General features: G+C 67.2%; 21 protein-coding genes. 8 read left to right on the top strand and 13 right to left on the bottom strand.

The features are described 5' to 3' along the window. Positions 1-65: 65 nt before the first annotated feature. The 4 genes from fahA to ACGFNJ_RS01810 form a co-directional block, all read right to left on the bottom strand. Positions 66-1247, bottom strand: a complete 1182-nt coding sequence (fahA, locus tag ACGFNJ_RS01825) for a fumarylacetoacetase (protein ID WP_393442305.1) — start codon at positions 1245-1247, stop codon at positions 66-68. Continuing rightward, positions 1244-2440 carry a homogentisate 1,2-dioxygenase gene (locus ACGFNJ_RS01820; protein ID WP_393442303.1) on the bottom strand — a complete coding sequence of 399 codons (1197 nt, stop codon included), beginning with the start codon at positions 2438-2440 and terminating at the stop codon, positions 1244-1246. The genes fahA and ACGFNJ_RS01820 overlap by 4 nt, the downstream gene beginning before the upstream one ends. A gap of 206 nt (positions 2441-2646) precedes the next feature. Further along, entirely contained in the window at positions 2647-3636 is a 990-nt protein-coding gene (locus ACGFNJ_RS01815; protein WP_393442301.1) for a hypothetical protein, read from the bottom strand. 118 nt (positions 3637-3754) lie between these two features. Further along, positions 3755-4381: a TetR/AcrR family transcriptional regulator gene (locus tag ACGFNJ_RS01810; RefSeq protein WP_393442299.1), complete on the bottom strand. Its 627-nt coding sequence runs from the start codon at positions 4379-4381 to the stop codon at positions 3755-3757. A 153-nt stretch (positions 4382-4534) separates the two neighbouring features. Between ACGFNJ_RS01810 and ACGFNJ_RS01805 the strand changes: the two genes are divergently transcribed. The 3 genes from ACGFNJ_RS01805 (at position 4535) to ACGFNJ_RS01795 (ending at position 8208) form a co-directional block, all read left to right on the top strand. Continuing rightward, entirely contained in the window at positions 4535-6457 is a 1923-nt protein-coding gene (locus ACGFNJ_RS01805) for an acyl-CoA dehydrogenase family protein (protein WP_393442297.1), read from the top strand. Positions 6458-6545: 88 nt separating this feature from the next. Further along, positions 6546-7508, top strand: coding sequence for an oxygenase MpaB family protein (locus ACGFNJ_RS01800; RefSeq protein ID WP_393442295.1), 963 nt, complete (start codon positions 6546-6548; stop codon positions 7506-7508). A 124-nt stretch (positions 7509-7632) separates the two neighbouring features. After that, on the top strand, positions 7633-8208 hold the full coding sequence (locus ACGFNJ_RS01795; protein WP_393442293.1) for a Uma2 family endonuclease: 576 nt from the start codon (positions 7633-7635) through the stop codon (positions 8206-8208). 18 nt (positions 8209-8226) lie between these two features. Here the strand turns inward: ACGFNJ_RS01795 and ACGFNJ_RS01790 are convergent, their stop codons facing one another. From ACGFNJ_RS01790 to ACGFNJ_RS01780, 3 genes are all read right to left on the bottom strand, one after another. Continuing rightward, positions 8227-9042, bottom strand: a complete 816-nt coding sequence (locus ACGFNJ_RS01790; RefSeq protein WP_393442291.1) for an exodeoxyribonuclease III — start codon at positions 9040-9042, stop codon at positions 8227-8229. A gap of 135 nt (positions 9043-9177) precedes the next feature. Continuing rightward, entirely contained in the window at positions 9178-10185 is a 1008-nt protein-coding gene (locus tag ACGFNJ_RS01785) for a GNAT family N-acetyltransferase (protein ID WP_393442289.1), read from the bottom strand. Then, positions 10175-10765: a peptide deformylase gene (locus tag ACGFNJ_RS01780; RefSeq protein ID WP_393442287.1), complete on the bottom strand. Its 591-nt coding sequence runs from the start codon at positions 10763-10765 to the stop codon at positions 10175-10177. The genes ACGFNJ_RS01785 and ACGFNJ_RS01780 overlap by 11 nt, the downstream gene beginning before the upstream one ends. Before the next feature lie 263 nt (positions 10766-11028). Between ACGFNJ_RS01780 and ACGFNJ_RS01775 the strand changes: the two genes are divergently transcribed. The 5 genes from ACGFNJ_RS01775 (at position 11029) to ACGFNJ_RS01755 (ending at position 15393) form a co-directional block, all read left to right on the top strand. Beyond that, positions 11029-11373 carry a DUF3263 domain-containing protein gene (locus tag ACGFNJ_RS01775; RefSeq protein WP_393442285.1) on the top strand — a complete coding sequence of 115 codons (345 nt, stop codon included), beginning with the start codon at positions 11029-11031 and terminating at the stop codon, positions 11371-11373. 19 nt (positions 11374-11392) lie between these two features. Continuing rightward, positions 11393-11971 carry a LytR C-terminal domain-containing protein gene (locus ACGFNJ_RS01770; RefSeq protein WP_393442283.1) on the top strand — a complete coding sequence of 193 codons (579 nt, stop codon included), beginning with the start codon at positions 11393-11395 and terminating at the stop codon, positions 11969-11971. 128 nt (positions 11972-12099) lie between these two features. Next, positions 12100-12786 carry a superoxide dismutase[Cu-Zn] gene (gene sodC / locus ACGFNJ_RS01765; protein ID WP_393442281.1) on the top strand — a complete coding sequence of 229 codons (687 nt, stop codon included), beginning with the start codon at positions 12100-12102 and terminating at the stop codon, positions 12784-12786. 13 nt (positions 12787-12799) lie between these two features. Further along, positions 12800-13945, top strand: coding sequence for a glutamate--cysteine ligase (locus tag ACGFNJ_RS01760; protein WP_393442279.1), 1146 nt, complete (start codon positions 12800-12802; stop codon positions 13943-13945). A gap of 158 nt (positions 13946-14103) precedes the next feature. Further along, complete coding sequence (locus tag ACGFNJ_RS01755) at positions 14104-15393, top strand: DUF5933 domain-containing protein (RefSeq protein WP_393443705.1); 1290 nt, start codon at positions 14104-14106, stop codon at positions 15391-15393. A gap of 63 nt (positions 15394-15456) precedes the next feature. Here the strand turns inward: ACGFNJ_RS01755 and mnhG are convergent, their stop codons facing one another. The 6 genes from mnhG to ACGFNJ_RS01725 all read right to left on the bottom strand — a co-directional run bounded on the left by mnhG (position 15457) and on the right by ACGFNJ_RS01725 (position 21696). Beyond that, positions 15457-15792 carry a monovalent cation/H(+) antiporter subunit G gene (mnhG, locus tag ACGFNJ_RS01750; RefSeq protein WP_393442277.1) on the bottom strand — a complete coding sequence of 112 codons (336 nt, stop codon included), beginning with the start codon at positions 15790-15792 and terminating at the stop codon, positions 15457-15459. Next, positions 15792-16049 (bottom strand): monovalent cation/H+ antiporter complex subunit F, encoded by a 258-nt coding sequence (locus tag ACGFNJ_RS01745; protein ID WP_393442275.1) that lies wholly within the window; start codon positions 16047-16049, stop codon positions 15792-15794. Before ACGFNJ_RS01745 ends, mnhG begins: the two co-directional genes overlap by 1 nt. Before the next feature lie 76 nt (positions 16050-16125). Then, positions 16126-16665, bottom strand: coding sequence for a Na+/H+ antiporter subunit E (locus tag ACGFNJ_RS01740; protein WP_393443703.1), 540 nt, complete (start codon positions 16663-16665; stop codon positions 16126-16128). Then, positions 16662-18353, bottom strand: a complete 1692-nt coding sequence (locus ACGFNJ_RS01735) for a Na+/H+ antiporter subunit D (protein ID WP_393442273.1) — start codon at positions 18351-18353, stop codon at positions 16662-16664. The genes ACGFNJ_RS01740 and ACGFNJ_RS01735 overlap by 4 nt, the downstream gene beginning before the upstream one ends. Then, the gene (locus tag ACGFNJ_RS01730; RefSeq protein WP_069164819.1) at positions 18350-18733 is read right to left on the bottom strand and encodes a Na(+)/H(+) antiporter subunit C; all 384 of its coding nucleotides are present in this window, start codon (positions 18731-18733) and stop codon (positions 18350-18352) included. The genes ACGFNJ_RS01735 and ACGFNJ_RS01730 overlap by 4 nt, the downstream gene beginning before the upstream one ends. Next, positions 18730-21696 carry a Na+/H+ antiporter subunit A gene (locus ACGFNJ_RS01725; RefSeq protein ID WP_393442271.1) on the bottom strand — a complete coding sequence of 989 codons (2967 nt, stop codon included), beginning with the start codon at positions 21694-21696 and terminating at the stop codon, positions 18730-18732. The genes ACGFNJ_RS01730 and ACGFNJ_RS01725 overlap by 4 nt, the downstream gene beginning before the upstream one ends. Positions 21697-21699: the final 3 nt, after the last annotated feature.

The following is a 21699-nucleotide window of genomic DNA, read 5'->3' as shown; positions in this document are numbered from 1 at the left end:
GGAAACGACGCGAGTCGAACCGATAAGGATCGGTCCGACTCGCGTCGCAGTGTGGTGCGGTCCGACTAGCCGCGCGGGCGCGCGGGCCGGATGCGGCCCCTGACCTCACCGAGGCCGATGCGCTGGACGTCGGGGCCCGGCGCGGACGCCGTGATGTTCACCTCGTCGCCGTCCTCCAGGAAGGTACGCTTCTGGCCGTTCACCAAGACGGGTTCGCTACCGCCCCAGGACAATTCGATGAACGATCCGCGTTGATCCGGTTCCGGTCCCGAGATGGTGCCCGAGGCGTACAGATCGCCGGTGCGGGTGACAGCGCCGTTCGCGGTGAGATGGGCCAGCATCTGCGCCGGTGACCAGTACATCCGGGAGAAGGGCGGGTGCGCGACCTCGGATCCGTTCCAGGAGACCGTCAGATCGATGTCGAGTCCCCACGGTTGCTTGTCGAGCAGGTAGGGCAGCGGTTCCGGCGATTGCTCCGGAGTCGGCACGCGCGCGGATTCCAGTGCGGCCAACGGGGTTACCCACGGCGACAGCGACGTCGCGAACGACTTGCCGAGGAAGGGGCCGAGCGGCTGGTACTCCCAGGCCTGGATGTCGCGGGCGGACCAGTCGTTGACCAGGGCGACGCCGAAGACCCGTTCGGCGAACTCGCCGGTCTCGACCGGGGTGCCGAGTTCGGAGCCGACGCCGATCAGGAAGCCGAGCTCGGCCTCGATGTCGAGCCTGCGGGACGGTCCGAAATCCGGTGTGCCCGAATCGGTTCTGCGCTGGCCGCATGGACGGATGACGTCGGTGCCCGAGACGACGACGGTGCCTGCGCGGCCGTGGTAGCCGACCGGCAGGTGCCGCCAGTTCGGCAGCAGCGCTTCGCCGTCCGGCCGGAACAGCCTGCCGAGGTTCGTCGCGTGATCGATGCTGGCGTAGAAATCGACGTAGTCGCCGATCGGCACCGGCAGACCGAGGTGCACCTCCGACAGCGCATGCACCGCGCTGCTGTCGATCTCGGTGTCGACCAGCGCGCGGACGCGCTCGCGCACCTCGCGCCAGCGCTGCGGGCCCTGCGCCATCAGGCCCGCCAGGCTCGGCGCGCCGAACTCCGGATCACCAAGTGCCACTGCGAGATCGATGACGGAATCGCCGAGCCGGGTGCCGACGCGGTAGGCCTGCCCCGCGGGCGCGAACACACCGTAGGGCAGATTGTCCGGACCGAACAGCGAATCGTTCGGTACCTCGATGCGTGTCTTCACTCGGGCCCCCGTCCTGACCAGGTCCACGCGTACGCCGGATCTTCGCAGGCGAGCGCCCCTTCGCCGAGCTCGAGCGGCCGGAAGGTGTCGACCATGACCGCGAGCTCGTCGAAGTACTCCAGCCCGATGCTTCGCTCATAGGCGCCGGGTTGCGGGCCGTGCGCGTAGCCGCCGGGATGCACCGACACCGAGCCCTGCGCGATGCCGGACCCCTTGCGCGCCTCGTAGTTTCCGCCGCAGTAGAACATGATCTCGTCGGAGTCGACGTTGGAGTGGTAGTACGGCACCGGGATCGACAGCGGGTGGTAGTCGACCTTGCGCGGCACGAAATTGCACACCACGAAGTTGATCGCCTCGAAGGCCTGATGGGCAGGCGGTGGCTGGTGCACGCGGCCGGTGATCGGCTCGAAGTCGTTGATATTGAAGGTGATCGGGTACAGACAGCCGTCCCAGCCGACCACATCGAACGGATGGGTCGCATACACCAGCCTGGTGCCGACGATCTGCCCGCCCGGCCGGTGCTTGACCAGCACCTCGACGTCGGTTCCGGTCGCGGTCAGCGGTTCGCCCGGTCCGTGCAGGTCGCGCTCGCAGTAGGGCGCGTGTTCGAGCAGTTGCCCGAACTTGGACAGGTAGCGCTTCGGCGGCGTGATATGGCTTGACGCCTCGATCGCGTAGGCGCGTAACGGTTCCTGGCCCGTCGGCAGCCAGCGATGCGTGGTGGCGCGCGGGATGAGCACCTGATCGCCCTGGCGCGCCTCGATCGCGCCGAAGACCGTCTCGACGACCGCGGTGCCGGACTCGATGTAGACCAGTTCGTCGCCGATCGCGTTGCGGTACAACGGCGATGCGCCCTTGGCCACCACATAGGAGATGCGGACATCGGCGTTGCCGAGGATCAGCCTGCGCCCGGTAACCACGTCGGTGCTCGCGGGCACGTCGCCGGGAAACAGCTCGTGCAGCCGCAGATGACGGTGGCGCAGTGGATGATTCGGTGTCGTGGTCTGATCGGGCAACTCCCAGACCGTCGAGTCGACGATCGCGGGCGGCAACCCGCGGTGATAGAGCAGCGAGGAATCTCCGGAGAACCCCTCCTCGCCCATCAGTTCCTCGTAGTAGAGGTCGCCCTGTTCGTTGCGATGTTGTGTGTGCCGTTTCGGCGGTACCGCTCCTACCTGTCGGTAGAACGCCATGACCGCACCTCCTGCCTGGCTTGTGGCCTGCTTAGCTGATCGCCATCGTAGTGATGGCAGCTGACCCGTTGCGAGGAAATCCGGGTCGGCACCGCGAATTCTGCCGGGTTTCCGCGTTTTTGCTCGACATATCGCCGAGAAAGCTGGAGCTTAGCTGGAGATTTGTCGAGCAGCGGACACTACCTGCGGTGTGTGGTCGCGGCGGCTCAGACGAGCTGGCTGTCGTCGGGCCGTTTTCCGCTGCCCGGCTCAGTCACGTCTGGTTGCGGGTTGGGAACCAACGGGCCGTCCGGCAGCCGATCGATGGGGGGTCGGCACATGGCTTGGACGCGCTCGGCGTTTTGCTCGCTGCTGCGCGCCCTGTCCTTCATGATGGTTTCGGCGTTCGAGAACGCGGTATCCAAGATGTTCAAGAACCGCGCGTCGTCGGGGATACTGCCGACGGTGGCGAATGTGGTCGAGTACTTGTTGATACCGGCGATCAGGTCCCTGATGCCGTTGCGGCCCAACTCGGCGTTGTGTTCGCCCTTGTCGACGAGATTCGACAGCTTGACGCTGTCTTTTGCGAAGTCATCTGCCGTGTTCACCATGTGGTTCGCGCGGGTCTCATAGTTCTTGATGCCGCTGTGGTGCTCGGGTACGTGCAGTTTCGTCGGTGACGATGCCACCGGGGGCGGTTCGCAACTGTCGGCTCTGCCGAACAGCTTCCAGATCTGGCACAGGAAGGGCGGCAATTGGTCGTAGAGCTCGTTGAGCTCGAGACCGAGCCCGGCTGGCTTCAGCAACGGTGGCATGGCGGGGCAGCTGTCGTTGCCGATGTCGATCGTCCGTCGATCCTTCGGTGTGAATCCTCTGACGAGTTGTCCGAGTCCGGTGCCGCCGCCGACCATTGCGTGCCCAATGCCCCGCCACAGCGCCTCGTCCGCCGCGGCAATGCCCATTTTGGCTACGCCGAATGACGCAAGGCTGCCGCCGACCGCACCGACTCCCGCATCGAGGAGGATGTCGCCGACACTCTCGTTGTTCAGAAACCCACCGACGGCGCCGCCGATAGCTCCGCCGATCGCGGCGCCTGCCACGAGTCCGGCCGGTCCGAACGCGCCGCCGATCAACCGACCGACTACCGCGCCGCCGGTGGAGGTCGCGGCTCCGATAAAGGGATTCCCGTCGGGATGTTCCAGGGTGTTCTTCGCCATGGGGAATCTTCCCGAGTCGATGGATAGCTTTAGCCACCAACGCTATCCGCTATCCACTCCGACTTCTCGAGGCTGGCGAGCCCGGCCTGGATGCGAAACCCGCCGGACGCGGGACCGCTCAGGCCTGGCGCAGGGCGCGGTAGACGGCGGCGCCGACGAAGGCACCGAGATCCTGCGGAGTCCAGTCATCTTCGGATGCGAGCAGGCTGCGGACCGCGCCTTCTCCTGCGGACACCCACTGCTCGACCAGGATCGGCAGTTTGCGTTCGGCGTCGGCGGTGCCCCAGGCGCGCAGGGTCGGGCGCAGCAGGGTGGTGCAGCGCTCGACGGCGAGCGTGCGGCCGCGGCCGAACGAATCGGCAACGGCCGGATCGGGATTGCCGTAGAGCAGGCGCCACGCGTCGGGGCGGGCGGCAGCCTTTTCCAGTAGTGCGCGGAAACCCTCGACGAACACGGTTTCATCCGCGTCGACATGCCGGGGCGGCAACACCTCGAGCAGGCCGTCGACCAGGTAGCTCTCCTCGCGCTGGATGAGCGCTTCGATCAGTTCGACGCGGTCGGCGAAGCAGGCGTAGACCACCGGCCTGGTCACCTGCATCCGCTCGGCAATGGAGGCCATGGTGACCGCGGCGATGCCGTGTTCGATCGCGATGGTCAGTGCGGTGTCGAGGACCTGGGGACGGCGGCGTTCCGGACCGAGGTGCGGCGCTCGCTGCTTAGGCTGCACGGCCGAATCGCTACCCATCGCACCAACATAGCAGCGGTGGTTGCCGAATTCGTGCTGGTCCGGTGCCCGAAGATCAATTTCCTACATCTGAGAACAAAAATGCTACAGTCGTGCATGAAGTCGGCTGGACGGCGGTCGGCTGCCGCGTTGTGCCATGGCTGAGGAGTCCCGATGACCGACACCCTGTTCAACCCGAAGACCTGCGCGTTCACCGAGTTCGACGCGGAGACTCGGCGCCTGCTGCGGGCCACCGTCGACTGGTTCGAAGGTCGCGGCAAGGCGGTGCTCAAACAGGAGGATCGGGACCGGATCTGGTACGCCGAGTTCCTCGACTTCGTGAAGCGGGAGGGGATCTTCGCCACCTTCCTCACCCCGGCGGCCGAGGCCAACGGCGACCCGAACAAGCGCTGGGACACCGCGCGCATCGCGATGATGAGCAAGATCCTCGGCTTCTACTCCATGCAGTACTGGTACGTCTGGCAGGTCAGCATCCTCGGCCTCGGCCCGATCTGGCAGAGCGACAACGCGGCGGCCAAGCAGCGGGCGGCGGGCCTGCTGGATTCCGGTGAGATCTTCGCCTTCGGCCTGTCCGAGAAGGAGCACGGCGCCGACGTCTACTCCACCGACATGATCGTGACGCCGCAGCCGGGCGGCGGCTACCGCGCCACCGGCGGCAAGCACTATATCGGCAACGGCAATCAGGCCGCGCTGGTCTCGGTGTTCGGGCGGCGGTCGGACAAGCCGATCATCGACAGCTCGAAGGCGCTGGAAAGCAAACCGACAGACCAGGATTACGAGGGATACCTGTTCTTCGTCGCGGACAGCAAGCACGAGAACTACCAGCTGCGCGGCAACGTCGTCGACAGCCAGATGTATGTCGCAGCCTTCGATCTGGAGGATTACCCCGTCGCCGAGGAAGACATCCTGCACCGCGGTGAGGCGGCGTTCCACGCGGCGATGAACACCGTCAACGTCGGCAAGTTCAACCTCGGCTTCGGCGCGGTCGGCGCCTGCGAACACGCCTTCTACGAGGCGATTACGCACGCGGAGAACCGAATCCTGTTCGGGCACAGGGTCACCGAGTTCCCGCAGGTGCAGTCGCTGATGACCGACTCGTACGCGCGGCTGCAGGCGATGAAGCTCTACAGCGAGCGCGCCATCGACTACATGCGCTCGGCGTCGCCGGAAGACCGCCGCTACCTGCTGTTCAACGCGATCGAGAAGATGACCGTGACCAGGCAGGGGCAGCGGATCATCGAGGATCTCGCTGACGTGATCGCGGCCCGCGGTTTCGAGAAGGACATGTACTTCCCGATGGCGATGCTCGGCCTGTTCGGCCTGCCGCGGCTGGAGGGCACGGTGCACGTGAACATGGCGCTGTCGCTGAAGTTCATGGCCAACTACATGTTCCATCCCGCCGACGCCGGTCTGGCGGCGCTGCGTCTCGTGCCCGGCGCCGGTGTTGCGCCGCAGGGCGCCGTCCGCGCCGTCTCCGGCGCGCTGAGCTGGTCGAGTCGCAAGCTTGCGCCGCGCGCAGGGGGCGCGGTGCCGAAGCTGCGCGCCGAACTCGCCAGTGCCGCTTACGCTCCGGTGCCGACCCGGCGGGACGCAGCCGACGACGAGTTCCTGTTCCGGCAGGGGCCGAGCAGCGGGCTCGGCCGCATCCGGTTCAGCGACTGGCGGCCGGTCTTCGAAAAGTTCACCCGCGTACCGAATGTCGCGGTGTTCCTGGAACAGGCGCTGGCCTTCCAGACCCTGCTCGTCGCCGCGTCGCCGACCGCGGCGCAGCAGCGCGACGTCGACTTCCTCTTCGCGCTCGGCGAGCTGTTCACCGCGCTGCCGTACGCCCAGTTGATCCTCGAACAGGCCGAGATCGAGGGCACCGACGATGATCTGCTCGACCAGATCTTCGACATCTTCGTTCGCGAGTTCGCCAAGCACGCGTTGACGCTGCACACCAAGCCCGCCGCGACCAAGGCGCAGCAGACCCGCGCTCTCGACCTGCTGCGCAGGCCGGTCGCCGATCGCGCGCGCTTCGAGCGTGTGCTCGGTCGGGCGCGGGCGCTCGCGGGCGCCTACGAGATGAACCCCTGAGGTCTGACCTGCGGTAACGGTAAACGCTACACTGATGTATGAATATCTCGGTGTAGCTACGCCATCCGTCGTGCAAAGGAGCAAGACGATGACAGTGCAATCCACGCGCCCGCACTTCGACGCACCCGCGCGGACCATCCGCGAGGTCGATTACGGATTCTTCGGCCCGGACTCACCGACCTGGAAGGTGTGGACCAACGCGACCGCCGTGATCGGCTTCCAGCGCTCGGTGGTGCTCGAGCACTTCGACCCGGCCCTCACCGCTGCGGTCGCCGACGTACAAGGCATCTACACCGACCCGCGCGGCAGGCTCGACCACACCTTTGCCTACTTCCTCATCGCCGCGGTCGCCGACAGTCGCATGGCGATCGAGGCCGCCGAGCATCTGATGACGGTGCACGCGCAGGCCACCGGCGTCGAGCCGATCACCGGAAAGCGTTACAGCGCAAACAATCCCGCCTCTCAGCTGTGGATCCACGTCACCGGCTGGCACTCGGTTCTCAAGTGCTACGAGGTATTCGGCCCCGGCCCGCTCTCCGCCGAGGAGGAACGGCGGTACTGGGCCGAATGTGTGATCGCCGCCGAACTACAGACCTGCAAGCCCTCGGACGTGCCGAGCTCGCGCGCCGAAGTCCGCGATTACTTCGCCGAGATGCGCCCCAAACTGTGCAGCTCCGAACGTGCGCACCAGGCCATGCACTACCTGCTGCACACCCCGCGCGACCGTGGTTTCAAGCTCTGGTCCGGCAGCCGCCTAGTGGCCCCCGCTGCCATCGCCACCCTGCCCCAATGGATGCGCACCATCGGTGGCTTCGACCACCCCGGCATCGTCGACTTGGGTTACCGGATCCCGATGAAGGTGGCGATCAAGGCGCTCGGCAACGAAACCGCCAAACAGGCCGTGCTCGGAAACTTCTTGGGCCCCATGACCGCTCGCCTCTATCGCGAACATCTGGACGCGGGCACCCCACAGCACCCGGTGACGGTCACTCCGGCGGAAGCCAAGCAACGCTATGGGCGCGCCGCTCGTCCCAACGCCTCAGCCAGCTGAACCGTGCGATGATCGAGAGACTGATCGATGAACTCAGTGGTCTCTGCCAGGGTTTGGCAGAGACTGGTTAGTTGTCGGTCGCGACCGGTACCGTTTTGCTATGACCGCCATCCAGGAGCCTCGCATGAGTACTGAGTCCCTGATGACCACCGAGGAGTTCGAGGAACTCGCACGGCTGGCTGGTCAAGTCTCGGAGGGTGTGCGGCTGGAGTTCATCGACGGAAAACTGGGGGCCAAGGCGGTGCCGGACGGGGATCATGGCTGCATTGTCGAGTGGTTGATCCGAGCGTTTTTGCTGCTGCGTCCAGAGCTATGGCTTTTTCAGGAGCAGGGTCTGAAGGTCGAGGGGTACCGTTCCGGCCGCGCGCGACCCGACGGCGTCCTGGCGCCAAGCGGTGTTTTCGCCGGACAACCCGAGTGGGCAGATCCCGACCCCGTACTTCTTGTCATCGAGGTGACCTCGCACGATCAAGACACCGACCGTCGAGATCGGGTGGAGAAGCCTCGTGCCTACGCTCAGACCCGCATTCCGGCCTATCTCCTGATTGATCGGGATTCGTGCGAATTCACGCTCTACAGCGAACCGCGGGACGGAAAGTACCAGCGCACTCTCACCCAGCCGATCGGAGCTCGCCTCGAACTTCCTGAGCCCATCGGCGGCTCCATCGATACCGAGCCGATCAAGAATTGGGTGCGCTGAGTTTCGGTTGGCCGACGTTCAGTCGGTGAATTCGGCGATCACGGGGGCGTGGTCGCTGGCGCCCTTGCCTTTTCGCTCCTCGCGGTCGACCTGCGCATCGGTTGCGGTGGCGGCGAGGGCGGGGGAGGCGAGGATGAAATCGATGCGCATGCCCTCTTTGCGGGGGAAGCGGAGCTGGGTGTAGTCCCAGTAGGTGTAGACACCGGGGCCAGGGGCGAAGGGGCGCATGACATCGGCGAAGCCGGTGTCGAGGAAGGCTTGGAAGGCGTCGCGTTCCGGCTGCGAGGTGTGGGTTTTGTGCTCGAAGAATTCCGGCGACCAAACGTCGTCGTCGGTGGGGGCGATGTTCCAGTCGCCGACCAGCGCGATCTTCGCCTGCGGGTCGTCGGCCAGCCAGCGAGCGCCGTTGTTACGCAGGGCCGCAAGCCATTCCAGCTTGTAGGCGTAATGCGGGTCGTCGAGCGCGCGGCCGTTGGGCACGTACAGGCTCCAGACCCGGACACCGCCGCAGGTCGCGCCGAGCGCGCGTGATTCGACGACCGGCGCGCTGATCAGCGACTCGCCTGCCTCCTTGTCGAAACCGGGCTGATCGGGGAAAGCGGGCTCGACATCGGTGAGCCCGACGCGGGACGCGATGGCCACCCCGTTCCACTGGTTGATGCCGAGATGGGCGACCTCGTACCCGAGCTCATCGAACCGCTCGAACGGGAACTGGTCGTCCCGGCACTTCGTCTCCTGGATGGCGAGCACGTCGATGTCCTGGCGGTCCAGGAATTCGGCGACCCGGTCCACCCGGGAGCGAATCGAATTGACGTTCCAGGTGGCGAGGCGCACAGGTGCCTTCCTTTGTAGGGCCTAACTCGACATGCGGTCGCGGTGTGCGGCCATCTCGGTGTTTGTTGCGGTGGGTTGTCGATTCCTCTGCTGGGGGCCGTCCCCGGCAGGCGCGGCCTATGGTCCAATTCCGTTCTACCCCAGGTCGGCAGAACCGGCGAGCGCGGCTGGGGCCGCATAGCGGTACATGTGGTGCTCGACGAAACCCATGTCGCGATACAGCGCGATCGCGGCGCCGTTGCCCGCCTCGACCTGAAGATACGCGTGCGTCGCGCCACGGCTGTGGCCCCACCGGATCAGCTCGGCGCACACCAGCGAACCGAGACCCTTCCTGCGGTGCGCGGCGGCTACCGCGACGCAGGTGAGGCCGACCCAGCGTCGTCCGTCCGGCGCGGTGGTGACCGCGCCGCGCCCGATCGCGATCGGGCGAGGCACGCCCAGCGAGGCGAACCCGAGCTCACCGTCGCGCACGGCGGTGAGCACCGCGACATCCGGCTCCGCGGTCGAAAGCTGTTGTGCCGTCGGCTCCGCGCCCTCGAAGCGGTGCATCGCCAGCCAGGCGTCGTCAGGTGCCGCCGCGCAGCGCACCATAGAAGGCCCCTGCGGGAGCACGAAATTCTCGATATCGATGGCCATCATGACGGTCTCGCGGAAGCTGTTCCAGCCCGGCGGGATGGGGGCGAGCCGGTCGGGCAGCGCGAGCAGCAGCGGCAGGCCGTGCGCGGTGTACCACTCGCCGATGCGGTGCGCGGCGTCCGCGGTCAACGCCGCCGGATCCGCGGAACTCCCGAGCGGCACAGCGGAATTGGCACGCCTGGTGTACCCGTTGCCTGCCCGGACGAGCCACCCGTCGATCCAGGTGTGCTCGATGCCAGGCCACGCGTCGGCGGCGGCCGCCTCCAGCGCCCTGATCTCCTTCGTGCGAATCGGCCTCGGCCCCACCGCTTTCAGTGCGACCACTCGATCCGGCGTCACCGAGACGATCTGGCCGTCGGCGCCGCGCACGGTCGGTGGATCCAGCGAGACGAGCTCGCCGATCACATCGGTGAGTGGCTGGGGATAACCGGCGGGCAGCCGGTAGCGCAGTACTACGCGATGGCCGAGCGGAATTCCGGGGTGGGTGCTTTCAGGGTCAGTCGTCATGGCCGAACGGGTCTGCGACGGTGCCCGGAATCCAGCTGAGTCCCGGTGTGCCCCAACCGTTGCGCTTGATCGCCTTCTTCGCCGCGCGGGCATTGCGCCCGATCAGCACGTCGACGTAGAGGAAGCCGTCGAGGTGCCCGACCTCGTGCTGCAGCATGCGGGCGAAGAAATCCTTGCCCTCGATCTCGACCGGCTTGCCGTGCTCGTCGGTGCCGGTGACCTTCGCCCATTCGGCGCGGCCGGTCGGGTACTGCTCACCGGGCACCGATAGGCAGCCTTCTTCGTCGTCGTCCGGATCCGGCATGGTCTCCGGGATCGCCGAGGTCTCCAGCACCGGGTTGATCACCGCGCCGCGGCGCCGGGTCGCGGTGCCGTCGGCCGCCACATCCGGGCAGTCGTAGACGAACAGCCGTAGTGGAACGCCCACCTGGTTGGCGGCCAGGCCGACTCCGTGGGCGGCGTCGAGCGTGTCGTACATGTCCGCGATCAGCTCTGCCAGTTCTTCCGGTGATTGGGTGACCAGCTCGGTCGGGTTGTGCAGCACCGGGTCGCCGACGATCACGATCGGGAGAATAGCCATGCGCTCAATTATTGCCGTGTCCCCTGGTCGCCGCCGCTGCGGGGGCGGCAACCGGCGCGACGCGCTGAGGGCTGAGCGTCAGCGCAGGAGGAGGCAGCGCAGCGTCACCACGTAGGCGTAGCGAAGCCCTCGAATCTGACACTGACCGGCGGGTCGTGAACACGCCGCGCCGTAGACCGAGTGATCCTGCGGTCTCGTGGTTGAATGATCCGCGACGTACAAGCACCATTTTTCGTCTGGTGGTAACTCGGCGAGGGAGCAAGATGGACGGCGCAGCGGCACGGAACTTTTCCGCGATCCAGGGCGACCCTTCCGCGAGCGACGATGTCACGGCAGCGGAATCGACCGGCGACAGCGACGGGCTCAGCCGTCGCGAACACGACATCCTGGCCTTCGAACGCCAGTGGTGGAAGTACGCGGGGGCGAAGGAAGAAGCGATCCGGGAGCTGTTCGGCATGTCGCCGACCAGGTATTACCAGGTGCTCAACGCGGTCGTCGACCGCCAGGAGGCGCTCGCCGCCGACCCGATGCTCGTCAAGCGGCTGCGCAGGCTGCGGGCGAGCAGGCAAAAAGCCAGGGCCGCGCGACGGCTCGGTTTCCAGGTATGACGGCGCTAGGCTCGACTAGGTGAGCTACCCGAATCCCACCTCCGGTGGGCCGCCATTGCGAGCGTTGGCGATGGTGTTGATCGCACTGGCCATCGTGTTCGGCGGACTCGGCGCGATGTCGCTGTCGACGTCCGATGCAGACAGCACCGGATCGGGTCCCTCGGAGACCACGACCGCGAGCGCTGCGCCGCAGGTTCCCGTTGTCAGCACGGCCCCGAAGCCGTCGGAGGCCGCATCGTCATCCGCCGCTACCACCACGCCGTCGTCGGCGACGACAACGCCACCGGCCACCAGTAGCGCGCCAACCCCCACCGCGGCTGTCAAGGCGGTCCCCGTGCGGGTGCTGAACAACAGCATGATCGCGGGCCTGGCGGGCAAGACGGCGGGCCAGCTCACCGACGCAGGCTGGAATGTGATCGAGACCGGGAACTATCCGGGCGCCAACATCCCGAAAACGACCGTGTACTACGGCAATTCGCCGGGCGACAAGGAGGCCGCGCAGGCCATCGCCGCCCAGCTCGGCATCACCGCGGAATCGAAGTCGACCGGATTGGGTGAGACCTCGCCAGGTGTGACGGTCATCGTGACGGGTAACTGACTGACGCGACCGGCCGTGCACGGCCCTGTCACCGATGCGACACAGCGGGCGTGGCATCATCTTGTCCGGTAACGATCGTGTCCACCCAGCTTTACTCGTAAACTCGGTACTCGTAAAGGAGTTCCCCGATGGCCCCGTCCACATCTCGTCGCCCGTCCTGGCGGACTGTGACCCCGGTGCTTGCGGTCGCGGTCCTCGGCCTCGCAGGCTGCACCAACAGCCAGGAGTCCAGCGACGTCAAGGGAACGACCCCGCCGGTGTGGAGTGGCGCGGCCGCCCCGCCCGCGAAGGAATTCGGCAAGGAAACCGGCACCGCCGCGACCGACGCCGGCGTGAAGGTCGACCTGAAGGACGCCGCTGGTGTCTCGGTCGGCACCGCGAGCTTCGCCAAGGACGGCAACCATCTGCAGGTCACCGTTGAGGCGCACGGCTTGCGGCCCGGCTTCCACGGCATGCACGTGCACTCGATCGGCAAGTGCGAGCCCAACTCGGTGGCGCCGACCGGTGGCCCGTCCGGCGACTTCCTTTCCGCCGGTGGCCATCTGCAGGTCGGCAGCGCCAACACGCATCCGGCCAGCGGCGACCTCACGTCGCTCGAGGTCCGCGCTGATGGCTTGGCCAAGCTCGTCACCACCACCGATGCGCTGACTCTCGACGACCTGAAGAACAAGGCGTTGATCATCCACGCCGATGCCGACAACTTCGGCAACATCCCCAACCGTTACACCCGTGCCGACGGCGTTGCCGGCCCGGATGATTCAACGCTAGCGACAGGTGACGCGGGTGGCCGCGTCGCCTGCGGTGTGATCCAGTAGCGCAGGAGCCGACATGGCCGGGGCAGGCAGAGAAGACGTTCCTTTCCATGGTTCGCCCCGGCCCACGATAGGCATCGAGTGGGAGATCGCGCTCGTCGACAAGGTGAGCCGTGATCTGTCGAATACCGCTGCGGCCGTGTTCGATTCGGTCGGCGATCTGCGCGCGCACGACGGCACGCCGCAGATCACCAAGGAACTGCTGCGCAATACCGTCGAGCTGGTCACCGGGGTGCACGACACCGTCGCCGAGGCGGTCGACGACCTGCGCGGCACCATGGACGCCGTGCGGCGCGCCGCCGATCCGCTCGGGGTCGACCTGTTCTGTGCGGGCACCCATCCGTTCGCGCAGTGGTCGGCGCAGCAGCTGACCCGCTCGGAGCACTACGACGAGCTGATCGAGCGCACCCAGTGGTGGGGCAGGCAGATGATGATCTGGGGCGTGCACGTGCACGTCGGAGTCTCGCACCGCGACAAGGTTTTTCCGATCCTCAACTCGTTGTTGCTGACCTACCCGCATCTCCTATCGTTGTCCGCGTCCTCACCGATGTGGGCGGGCGCGGACACCGGTTACGCGAGCAACCGGACGTTGATGTTCCAGCAGCTACCCACCGCAGGCCTGCCGTTCCAGTTCGAAAACTGGCGGCAGTTCGAGCATTTCGTGCACGACCAGCTCAAAACGGGGGTGTTCGAACAGCTCGGCGGCATGCACTGGGACATCCGGCCTGCGCCGAAGTGGGGCACGATCGAAGTGCGGGTGTGCGACGGGATCTCGACCCGCGCCGAGCTGGCCGCGATGGCGGCGTTCATCCACTGCCTCATCGTCGACCTGGATCGCAGGCTCGAAGAAGGTGAGACATTGCCGACACTGCCGCCGTGGCACGTGCAGGAGAACAAGTGGCGGGCGGCGCGCTACGGGTTGGACGCGATCGTCATCGTGGACGACCAGAGCAACGAGCGGCTCGTCACCGACGACGTGACCGATCTGCTGAACCGGCTCGAGCCCACCGCCAAGCGGCTGGGCTGCGCGGATGAGCTCGCGCTCGTCGCCGAGATCCCCGAGCGCGGCGCGTCGTATCAGCGGCAGCGCAAAGTCGCCGCCGCCGCACAGGGCGACCTGATCGCGGTGGTCGATGCCCTGGTCAAGGAGCTCGACCAGTAGGTGAGCCGGGGCGGACGCGCCAGCTGCCGTCCCCCGAGTGTTCAGTCAGCAAGCGGGATGGCGTTCACCCCCCGTTTACTATGGTCGACGTGCTTGTCGAAGACCCGGGACCCAGAGTAGGCCGTGCGGCTTCGTGGTTACGTGTGCCGTCGCCCAAGGTGTGGGTCGCGGTCGGCGTTGCCGCGGTGCCGGTGCTGCTGATCGTGTTGCAGGTCGTGGCGATGCGGGAAGGCTTCCAGGGTCCGCTGGGCAGTCTCTGGCAGGACTACGTCGGCACCCCCAAGTCCATGTCGGTGCCGTGGGCCGGGTTGGTCCTTGCGCTGGTCGGCATTTCGATGCGACATCGGCTCATCGCCCTCGGCGTCGCGGTGTCGATCGACGTGGTGTGGGCCGGGATCCGGCTGCTCGCCGGTGCGCCGTTCGCGATCGGGAACGGTGCGGTGATCGTGCTGACCGCGCTGGCGGCGATCGCCTGGCTGCGGTGGGACGGGATCCAGCGGCGCAACGCGCTGCACGCCGCCGCGCTCGGTGCGCTGCTCATCCTCGCCACCAAGGTCGGCGACGTGTGGTTGCACGTGACCGTGCTGAGCAGGCCGACGGTGTTCGACGAGTACGTGCTGCTCGCCGATCACGCGCTCGGCGATCCGTCCTGGGTGATGGGGCGGGTGCTCGATGTGCTCGGGCCCGCCGTCTACGCGGTATTGCATTGGGTCTACATCGAATTGCCGGTCGCGGCGATCGTGGTCGCGGTGTGGCAGTTGCGCCGGGTGGTGTCGAGCGGCCGGTGGCCGACCCACTATCTGGTGCGCACGTTCCTGGTGCTCGGTCTGGTCGGCCCGATCGTCTACGTGATCTTCCCGGTGGTCGGCCCGATGTTCGCGTTCGGCGCCGACGGGCACGGCATGCAGCTCGGCAACTATTGGCCCGGCGTTGTGCCACCGTTGGACCGCAACCCCGCGCCGATGCCGTTCGATACGGCGACCCCGCGCAACTGCATGCCCTCCATGCACACCGCGTGGGCCCTCTCGGTCTTCTTGCACACCCGCCGCGACACCGACGGCAGTCAAGCACCCCCCTGGATTCGCTGGGGCGGCACCTTCTGGCTGTTGGCCACCCTGACCGCCACCCTCGGCTTCGGCTACCACTACGGCGTCGACCTCGTCGCGGGCGCCGTCCTCTGCCTGACTGTCGAATCGGCGCTGCGCGCCCCCGAACGCGGCTGGGGCTGGTTCCGCATCCGCCTGGTCGCCAGTGGCGTAGTCATTCTCGCCGCGCTGCTGCTGTCCTACCGTTATCTTCCCGCCTCGATGGCCGAATACCCGGTCCTCGCAGGCACTGTCGTCCTCGCCCTGCTTGCAGGTTTGGCCGCTGCTTTCCACGCGACCTGGTTCGCGGGCAAACAGGAAACGCCGCAGGTGTCGCACGAAGTGGAAACCGCCGCACGCTGATTCCGGGTTGTGCCGTGCTGACCTACTCGTAGGCGCCATCTCGGCTGTGTCGTCGGCTCGACCTCAGTCGTCGACGTTGTCGCCCAGTTCGTTGACGGTGAGGAGGCCGTCACGGTGGCGTTGTTCGCGGTAGGCGGTGCGGCCGATGAGGTGGGCGACGACCGGGGCGGTCAGCAGGGTGAAGACGCCGACGAGGACCAGGGCCCAGACGTTGCCGTGGCCGAAGAGCTCGATGGCGGCGCCCTGCAGGACCAGGATGAGGCCCACCACTTGGGGTTTGGTGGCGGCGTGCATGCGGGTGAGGGTGTCGGGGAAGCGGACGATGGCGATGGCGGCGGTCAGGGCGAGGGTCGCGCCGGAGAGCATCAGGGTGCCGGAGATCCACGGCCACGGGTTCATCAGTCGTCGCTCACGCGGAAGCGGGTGACCGCGGCCGAGCCGAGGAAGCCGACCAGAGCCAGCGCGATGATGGCGGGGAGCAGGGTGGTGTCCTCGCTGTAGGAGGCCCAGACGGCCAGACCGGAGGCGGCGATCGCCATCAGCGAGTCGATGCCGACCACCCGGTCCAGCGTGCTCGGTCCCGCCAGGACGCGATAGCTGGTGATGACGGCGGCAGCGGTCAGCAGGACCCCCGCCACGATGACGACCACGGTCACAGCTCCACCTCGCTAGCGCTCGGTTCCGCTGCGACCGATGGTGCTGTGTCCATGGTTCCCTCGCTACGCTCGGTCATCAGTACACCTCCGGAGGTGTTGAGCTGGAACGCCATTCGGAGTGGCGTTCGAACGATGAGATGAGCAGCTTCTCCAGGCGGCGCGTCGTCCGGTAGAACTTGTCCACCGCCGCGTCGCTGCTCACGTCGAGCACATGCACGTAGACGATGCACCGCCGCCGATCGATCTCGAGCACCATGGTGCCCGGAATCAGGTTCAGCAGGTCGGTGCAGAGCACGAGCACCAGATCGGACTTGGTGCTCAGATAGACGCGCAGCACCCCGGAGACCGGCGGTGGCGCTGGCCTGATCGCGAACCAGGCCACCTGCACGCTGGATTCGATCGCGTAATACGAAGCGACAACGATCAATTCGAGCATGGACAGCGGATGCAGCCTGCCGCTGACCGGCACCCGTGGCAGCGGCAACGCCATCATGATCAGCGCACCGACCGCGAGCCCGGCCAGGATGGTTGCCGCACCGAGATCGCCCCACAGCGCGGTCCAGACGACGGTCAACCAGCCGAGCACCCCGATGCGCACCACATTGTCGCGGCTTATCCGCATGGCTTGCCTCCCGTCGTGCCTGCCACCCGGCATTCGGTGTGCGGATCCGCGCCGACGCCTGGCCTGCCTAGTGCGGCTCCGCCGGGCGCGTCGTCGGCGGGCTGGAGGACCGCGGTGATGTAGACGGCAGGGTCGCGCAGGTCCGCGGCCGACCGGTCGGCGATGCGCAGGACCGGGCCTGCCAACACGGTGAGGGCGAGGCCGACCACCAGCAGCCCGATCGTCGAGCCGACCATCATGAGCGGCATCCGCCCAGGATGCGGACGATCGTCGTAGTGCACGTCCGTCGAATCCTCCACCAGCGACGGCGTTTTCGCCGCGGTGAGGTGTCCCTCCGGCGCCTCGGCCCGCGGCCGCCAGAACGCCTTGCTCCACACCCGCGCCATGGCGTACAGCGTCAGCAGGCTGGTGAGCACCGACCCGGCGACCAGGATCCAGGCCAGCACGCTGCCGTCGCCCACACTGGCCTGCAGCAGCGCGACTTTGCCGATAAACCCCGAAAACGGCGGTATGCCAGCAAGATTCAGTGCCGGAATGAGGAAGAGCACGGCGAGCAGCGGGCTCGCCGTTGCCAACCCGCCGAGCCTGCGCAGCGAGGTGGACCCCGCCTGCCGCTCGATCAGCCCGACCACCAGGAACAACGTCGTCTGCACCAGAATGTGGTGCGCTACATAGAAAACCGCACCGGAGAGCCCCTCGGTACTGGCCAGTCCGACGCCGAACACCATGTACCCGATGTGGCTCACCAGGGTGAACGACAGCAACCGCCGGATATCGCTCTGCGCGATCGCGCCGAAGATGCCGACAAGCATGGTGAGCAACCCGCAGACCAGCAGGATCGAGTTGAACTCGCCGCCGGGAAACAGCAGCGAGTGCGTCCGGATGATCGCGTACACACCGACTTTGGTGAGCAGGCCGGCGAAAACGGCGGTGACCGGCGCAGGCGCGGTCGGGTACGAATCGGGCAGCCAGTTCGACAGCGGGAACACCGCGGCCTTGATGCCGAAGGCGACGAGCAGCACCGCGTAGACGGCCGTGCGCGTCCCCTCCGGCACCGCGCCGATCCGCTGCGCCAACTGCGCCAGGTTCAGCGTGCCGGTGGCCGCGTAGGTGAGCCCGATGCCGGTCAGGAAGATCAGCGACGCCACCATCGAGACCATCACGTACGACACGCCTGCCCGGATCCGTGCCTCGGTGCCGCCGACGGTGAGCAGCACGAACGAGGCGGCGAGCAGGATCTCGAACCCGACGAACAGGTTGAACAGATCACCGGCGAGGAACGCGGCAGCGACACCGCCGGTCAGCACCAGGTAGGTGGGCCGGTAAATGGACGTCGGCTGGCGCTCGTCGCCGTCTCGAATATTCTGTCCCGCACCGTAGATCGCGACGGCGAGCAGCACGATGGACGAGACGAGCAGCATGCCTGCGGACAGCCGATCCACCACCAGCGTGATGCCGATCGGGGTCTCCCAGTTGCCGACCTGCAGCGCGGTGGTGCCGTTGCGGTCGGCCAGATACAGCAGCAGCGCGCAGATGACGACGACGGCGCCGAGAGCGCCGAGCATGATGATCCGCTGGGTCCGCGGTCTGCGGCCGAAGACCAGGGTGCCCGCGGCGGCGAGTAGCGGCACCAGCACCGGGAGCGGCGTGAGGATCGGAAGCAGCTCGGGGGAGACGATCAATCTTCCGGGTCCTCTCGCTCGCGCCGCCGGGCGATATCGACGTCGTCCTGGTCGTTTTCGACGTCGTCGGTGGTGGTGAGCGTGTAGGAGCGGTAGGCGAGGGCGAGCACGAAAGCCGCCAGGCCCATGGTGATCACGATCGCGGTGAGCACCATCGCCTGGGCGAGCGGGTCGGCGGTGTCGCGGTGGGTGGTGTCGGTCTGGCCCTGGATCGGCGCCCGCCCGTCCGGTCCTGCCAGCGTGATGATCAGCAGGTTCACCGCGTTGCCGAACAGGATCAGGCCGAGCAGCATCTTCGACACCGCGCGCTCGAGGATCAGATACACCCCGCAGGCGACCAGGATGCCGATCACGATCAGCAGCGTGAGATTGCCGGTCATGGCGCGGAATCTCCTTTCGCGGAACGGGTTACGGTGGCGAGCTCGCTGTCCAGGCGAGCTCCGAGGCTGCGGAGCACGTCGAGCACCAGGCCGACGACGATCAGATAGACACCTAGGTCGAAGAACAACGCGGTCACCAGCTTGACGTGGCCGAGCACGGGCAGCGTCACCTCGAAGATCGCCGAGGACAGCGGCGGTGCGCCGAAAAACAGTGAGCTGACGGCGGTTCCGGCGGCCATGGTCAACCCGGCCCCGAGTAGGTGGCCTGCGTCGACGGGTAGTGCCTCGCCGAGTTCGTACCGCCCGCCCGCAAGATAGCGCAGCGTCAGCGCGAGCCCCGCGGTGAGCCCGCCGGCGAAGCCGCCGCCCGGCGCGTTGTGGCCGGAGAAGAAGAAGTACACCGAAAGCACCATGATGGTGGGGAAGACGAGCCGGGTGGTGATCTGCAGGACCATCGAGCGGTCCGCGCGATCGACCAGCCGCCCGGCGGGCAACCAGCTCACCAGATCCGGGTCGTAGTTCGGCGAATCCGCGGCGCGCGGCGCACTGCCGAAGCGGCGGCTGCGGAACACCAGCGAGGCGACACCGGTCGCGGCGACCACGAGCACCGAGATCTCACCGAGGGTGTCCCAGGCCCGGATGTCGACGAGCAGCACGTTGACGGCGTTCTTGCCGCCGCCGAATTGGTAAGCGGCATCGGGGATTCGGTACCAGATCGGCTCTGCGGTGCGTGCCGCCGTCGCGAACGCGCCGAACACGGTGACCGCGGTGCCGACCAGTGCGGCCAGCAGCGCCCTGCGCGCCTTGAACGCGGTGGCCCTGCTCTCCTCGATCTCCGCGGGGAAGGCCCGCAGCACCAGCACGAAGATCACCAAGGTCAGTGTCTCGACCAGGAATTGGGTCAGCGCCAGATCCGGGGCGCCGTGCAGCGCGAAGATCACGCCGCAGCCGTATCCGGTGACGCCGACGACGAGCACCGCGGCCAGCCGGTTGCGCAGCACCGTCGCGCCGAGCGCCATCGCGATCATGATCCCGCCGATCACCGCCTGCAGCGGCGAATCCCACAGGCGCAGTTCGACTCCGGTGCGGGTGCCGACGGCGAGCAGCGCCGAAGGCAGGATGATCAGCGTGCCGAGAATCGTCGCCTGGCTCAGCGGCAGCGAGCCGCGCTGCACGGCGCCGGTCATCCGCAGCGAAAGCCGGTCCATGGCGTGCAGGGTGGCGTCGTAGGCGCGGTCGGCGTTGCCGAGCCGCGGGCGCTCCGGATCCCGCAGCCGATCGCGCAGCTGGAACAGGCCGAGGCCGCCCGCGATGATCACGACCGTCAGCGCGAGCGGAACGGTCAGCCCGTGCCAGAGCGCCAGGTGCGAAAGCAGTTCCGCGGGCAGGGTTTCCGCGTACGGGCTGAAAAGGTGATCCAGCCACGGTGCGGCCGGTCCCGCGAGAAAACCCGCTGCCGCGAGGATCGCGGGGGGCGCGATGAACAATGCGCTCGGCGCGTGCCATACCGTCGTCGCTCGGGCAGGCCTGGCGTGCTCGGCGCGTGCCGCCTCGCCGTGTTTGGCGGCATGTGCTGGGGGCCCGTGCTTTTCGGCGCTGTGCTCGAACCACGCCGGGTGGCCCTCGGCCGGACTCGCCCGGTGCGCACCCTGCTCCGACGGGTGCAGGGTCTTGTCGGCGAACGCGCCCCACAGGAACCGTGCGCTGTAGCCCACCGTGAGCATCGACCCGAGCACCACGCCGACCGCCAGTGCAACGCGTATGGGCCCGGCGATCGTCTCGGTGTCCAGGATCGCGCCCAAAGCACTTTCCTTGCCGACGAATCCGATCAGCGGCGGGATCCCCGCCATGCTCAGCGCGGCGAGCACCGCCGTACCGCACAGCACCGGGGCACGGCGGCCGAGCCCGGACAGTCGCCGCAGATCCCTGGTGCCTGCACTGTGATCGATGATCCCGACGACCATGAACAGGCAGGCCTTGAACAACGCGTGCGCGACGATCAACGCGACACCGGCCAGCGCCGCGTCCGGGGTGCCGAGGCCGACCAGCACGATCAGGAACCCCAGCTGGCTCACCGTGCCGAAGGCGAGCACCAGCTTCAGGTCGGTGACCTCCATCGCCCGCAGCCCGGCGAGCAGCATCGACGCCACTCCGAGGGTGAGCACGAGCGGATGCCAGACCGGGTTGTCCGCGAAGACCGGGGCCAGCCGCGCCACCAGATACACGCCCGCCTTCACCATGGCCGCCGCGTGCAGATAGGCGCTGACGGGTGTCGGCGCCGCCATCGCGCCAGGCAACCAGAAATGCAGCGGGACAACGGCGGACTTGCTGAGCGCGCCGATCAGGATCAACACCACCGCGACGTTCACCGCGAGCCCGTGCGGCGGTTGCGCGCGGGCCAGCAGGTCGGAGAGCAGATAGCTGCCGTTCGCCTCGCCGAGGATGATCAATCCGACCAGCATCGCCAAGCCGCCTGCCGCGGTGACCAACAGGGCCTGGATGGCGGCGCGGCGACTGGCGGCCTGCTCGGCGTGATGGCCGACGAGCAGGAACGACAGCACCGTCGTCACTTCCCAGAAGACGAAGAGCAGCAGGATGTTGTCGCTGGTGACCAAGCCGAACATGGCGCAGGCGAAGCCGACCATCTCGGCGGCGAACACCCCGAGGCGGGGCTCGTCGTCGTCGAAGTAGCGGGCGCAGTAGGCCAGGATCAGCGCGCCGACGCCGAGGACGAGCGCGCTCATGACCGCGGCGAGCGAATCGAACCGCAGATCGATGTTCATCTCGATGCTCGGCGCCCAGGCCAGCCGAACTTGCTGTGTGCTACCCCAATTCGCGAACACCCAGCCGAGACCGGCGAGTGGGACCACGGCCAGCACGTAAAAAGCGTTGCGCCCCAGCGCCTTTACCCACAGCGGTGCGACCAGCGCGGCGGCGGCGAGGGCGAGCAGGATGGCGAGCAAACT

Origin of the sequence: Nocardia sp. NPDC049149 (assembly GCF_043197455.1) — a bacterium.
In the GTDB taxonomy this organism is placed as follows: Bacteria; Actinomycetota; Actinomycetes; order Mycobacteriales; family Mycobacteriaceae; genus Nocardia.
Note: the sequence above shows the minus strand (reverse complement) of the source record. Positions and strands in the feature narration are given on the sequence as shown.

Bases quoted from the DNA above. Each gene is read 5' to 3' on its own strand.
- sodC (WP_393442281.1), top strand. From the start codon at position 12,100: ATGGCCCCGTCCACATCTCGTCGCCCGTCCTGGCGGACTGTGACCCCG.
- ACGFNJ_RS01730 (WP_069164819.1), bottom strand. From the start codon at position 18,733: ATGACCGGCAATCTCACGCTGCTGATCGTGATCGGCATCCTGGTCGCC.
- ACGFNJ_RS01805 (WP_393442297.1), top strand. From the start codon at position 4,535: ATGACCGACACCCTGTTCAACCCGAAGACCTGCGCGTTCACCGAGTTC.
- ACGFNJ_RS01815 (WP_393442301.1), bottom strand. From the start codon at position 3,636: ATGGCGAAGAACACCCTGGAACATCCCGACGGGAATCCCTTTATCGGA.
- ACGFNJ_RS01810 (WP_393442299.1), bottom strand. From the start codon at position 4,381: ATGGGTAGCGATTCGGCCGTGCAGCCTAAGCAGCGAGCGCCGCACCTC.
- ACGFNJ_RS01760 (WP_393442279.1), top strand. From the start codon at position 12,800: ATGGCCGGGGCAGGCAGAGAAGACGTTCCTTTCCATGGTTCGCCCCGG.
- ACGFNJ_RS01820 (WP_393442303.1), bottom strand. From the start codon at position 2,440: ATGGCGTTCTACCGACAGGTAGGAGCGGTACCGCCGAAACGGCACACA.
- ACGFNJ_RS01775 (WP_393442285.1), top strand. From the start codon at position 11,029: ATGGACGGCGCAGCGGCACGGAACTTTTCCGCGATCCAGGGCGACCCT.
- ACGFNJ_RS01795 (WP_393442293.1), top strand. From the start codon at position 7,633: ATGAGTACTGAGTCCCTGATGACCACCGAGGAGTTCGAGGAACTCGCA.
- ACGFNJ_RS01780 (WP_393442287.1), bottom strand. From the start codon at position 10,765: ATGGCTATTCTCCCGATCGTGATCGTCGGCGACCCGGTGCTGCACAAC.
- ACGFNJ_RS01785 (WP_393442289.1), bottom strand. From the start codon at position 10,185: ATGACGACTGACCCTGAAAGCACCCACCCCGGAATTCCGCTCGGCCAT.
- mnhG (WP_393442277.1), bottom strand. From the start codon at position 15,792: ATGAACCCGTGGCCGTGGATCTCCGGCACCCTGATGCTCTCCGGCGCG.
- ACGFNJ_RS01800 (WP_393442295.1), top strand. From the start codon at position 6,546: ATGACAGTGCAATCCACGCGCCCGCACTTCGACGCACCCGCGCGGACC.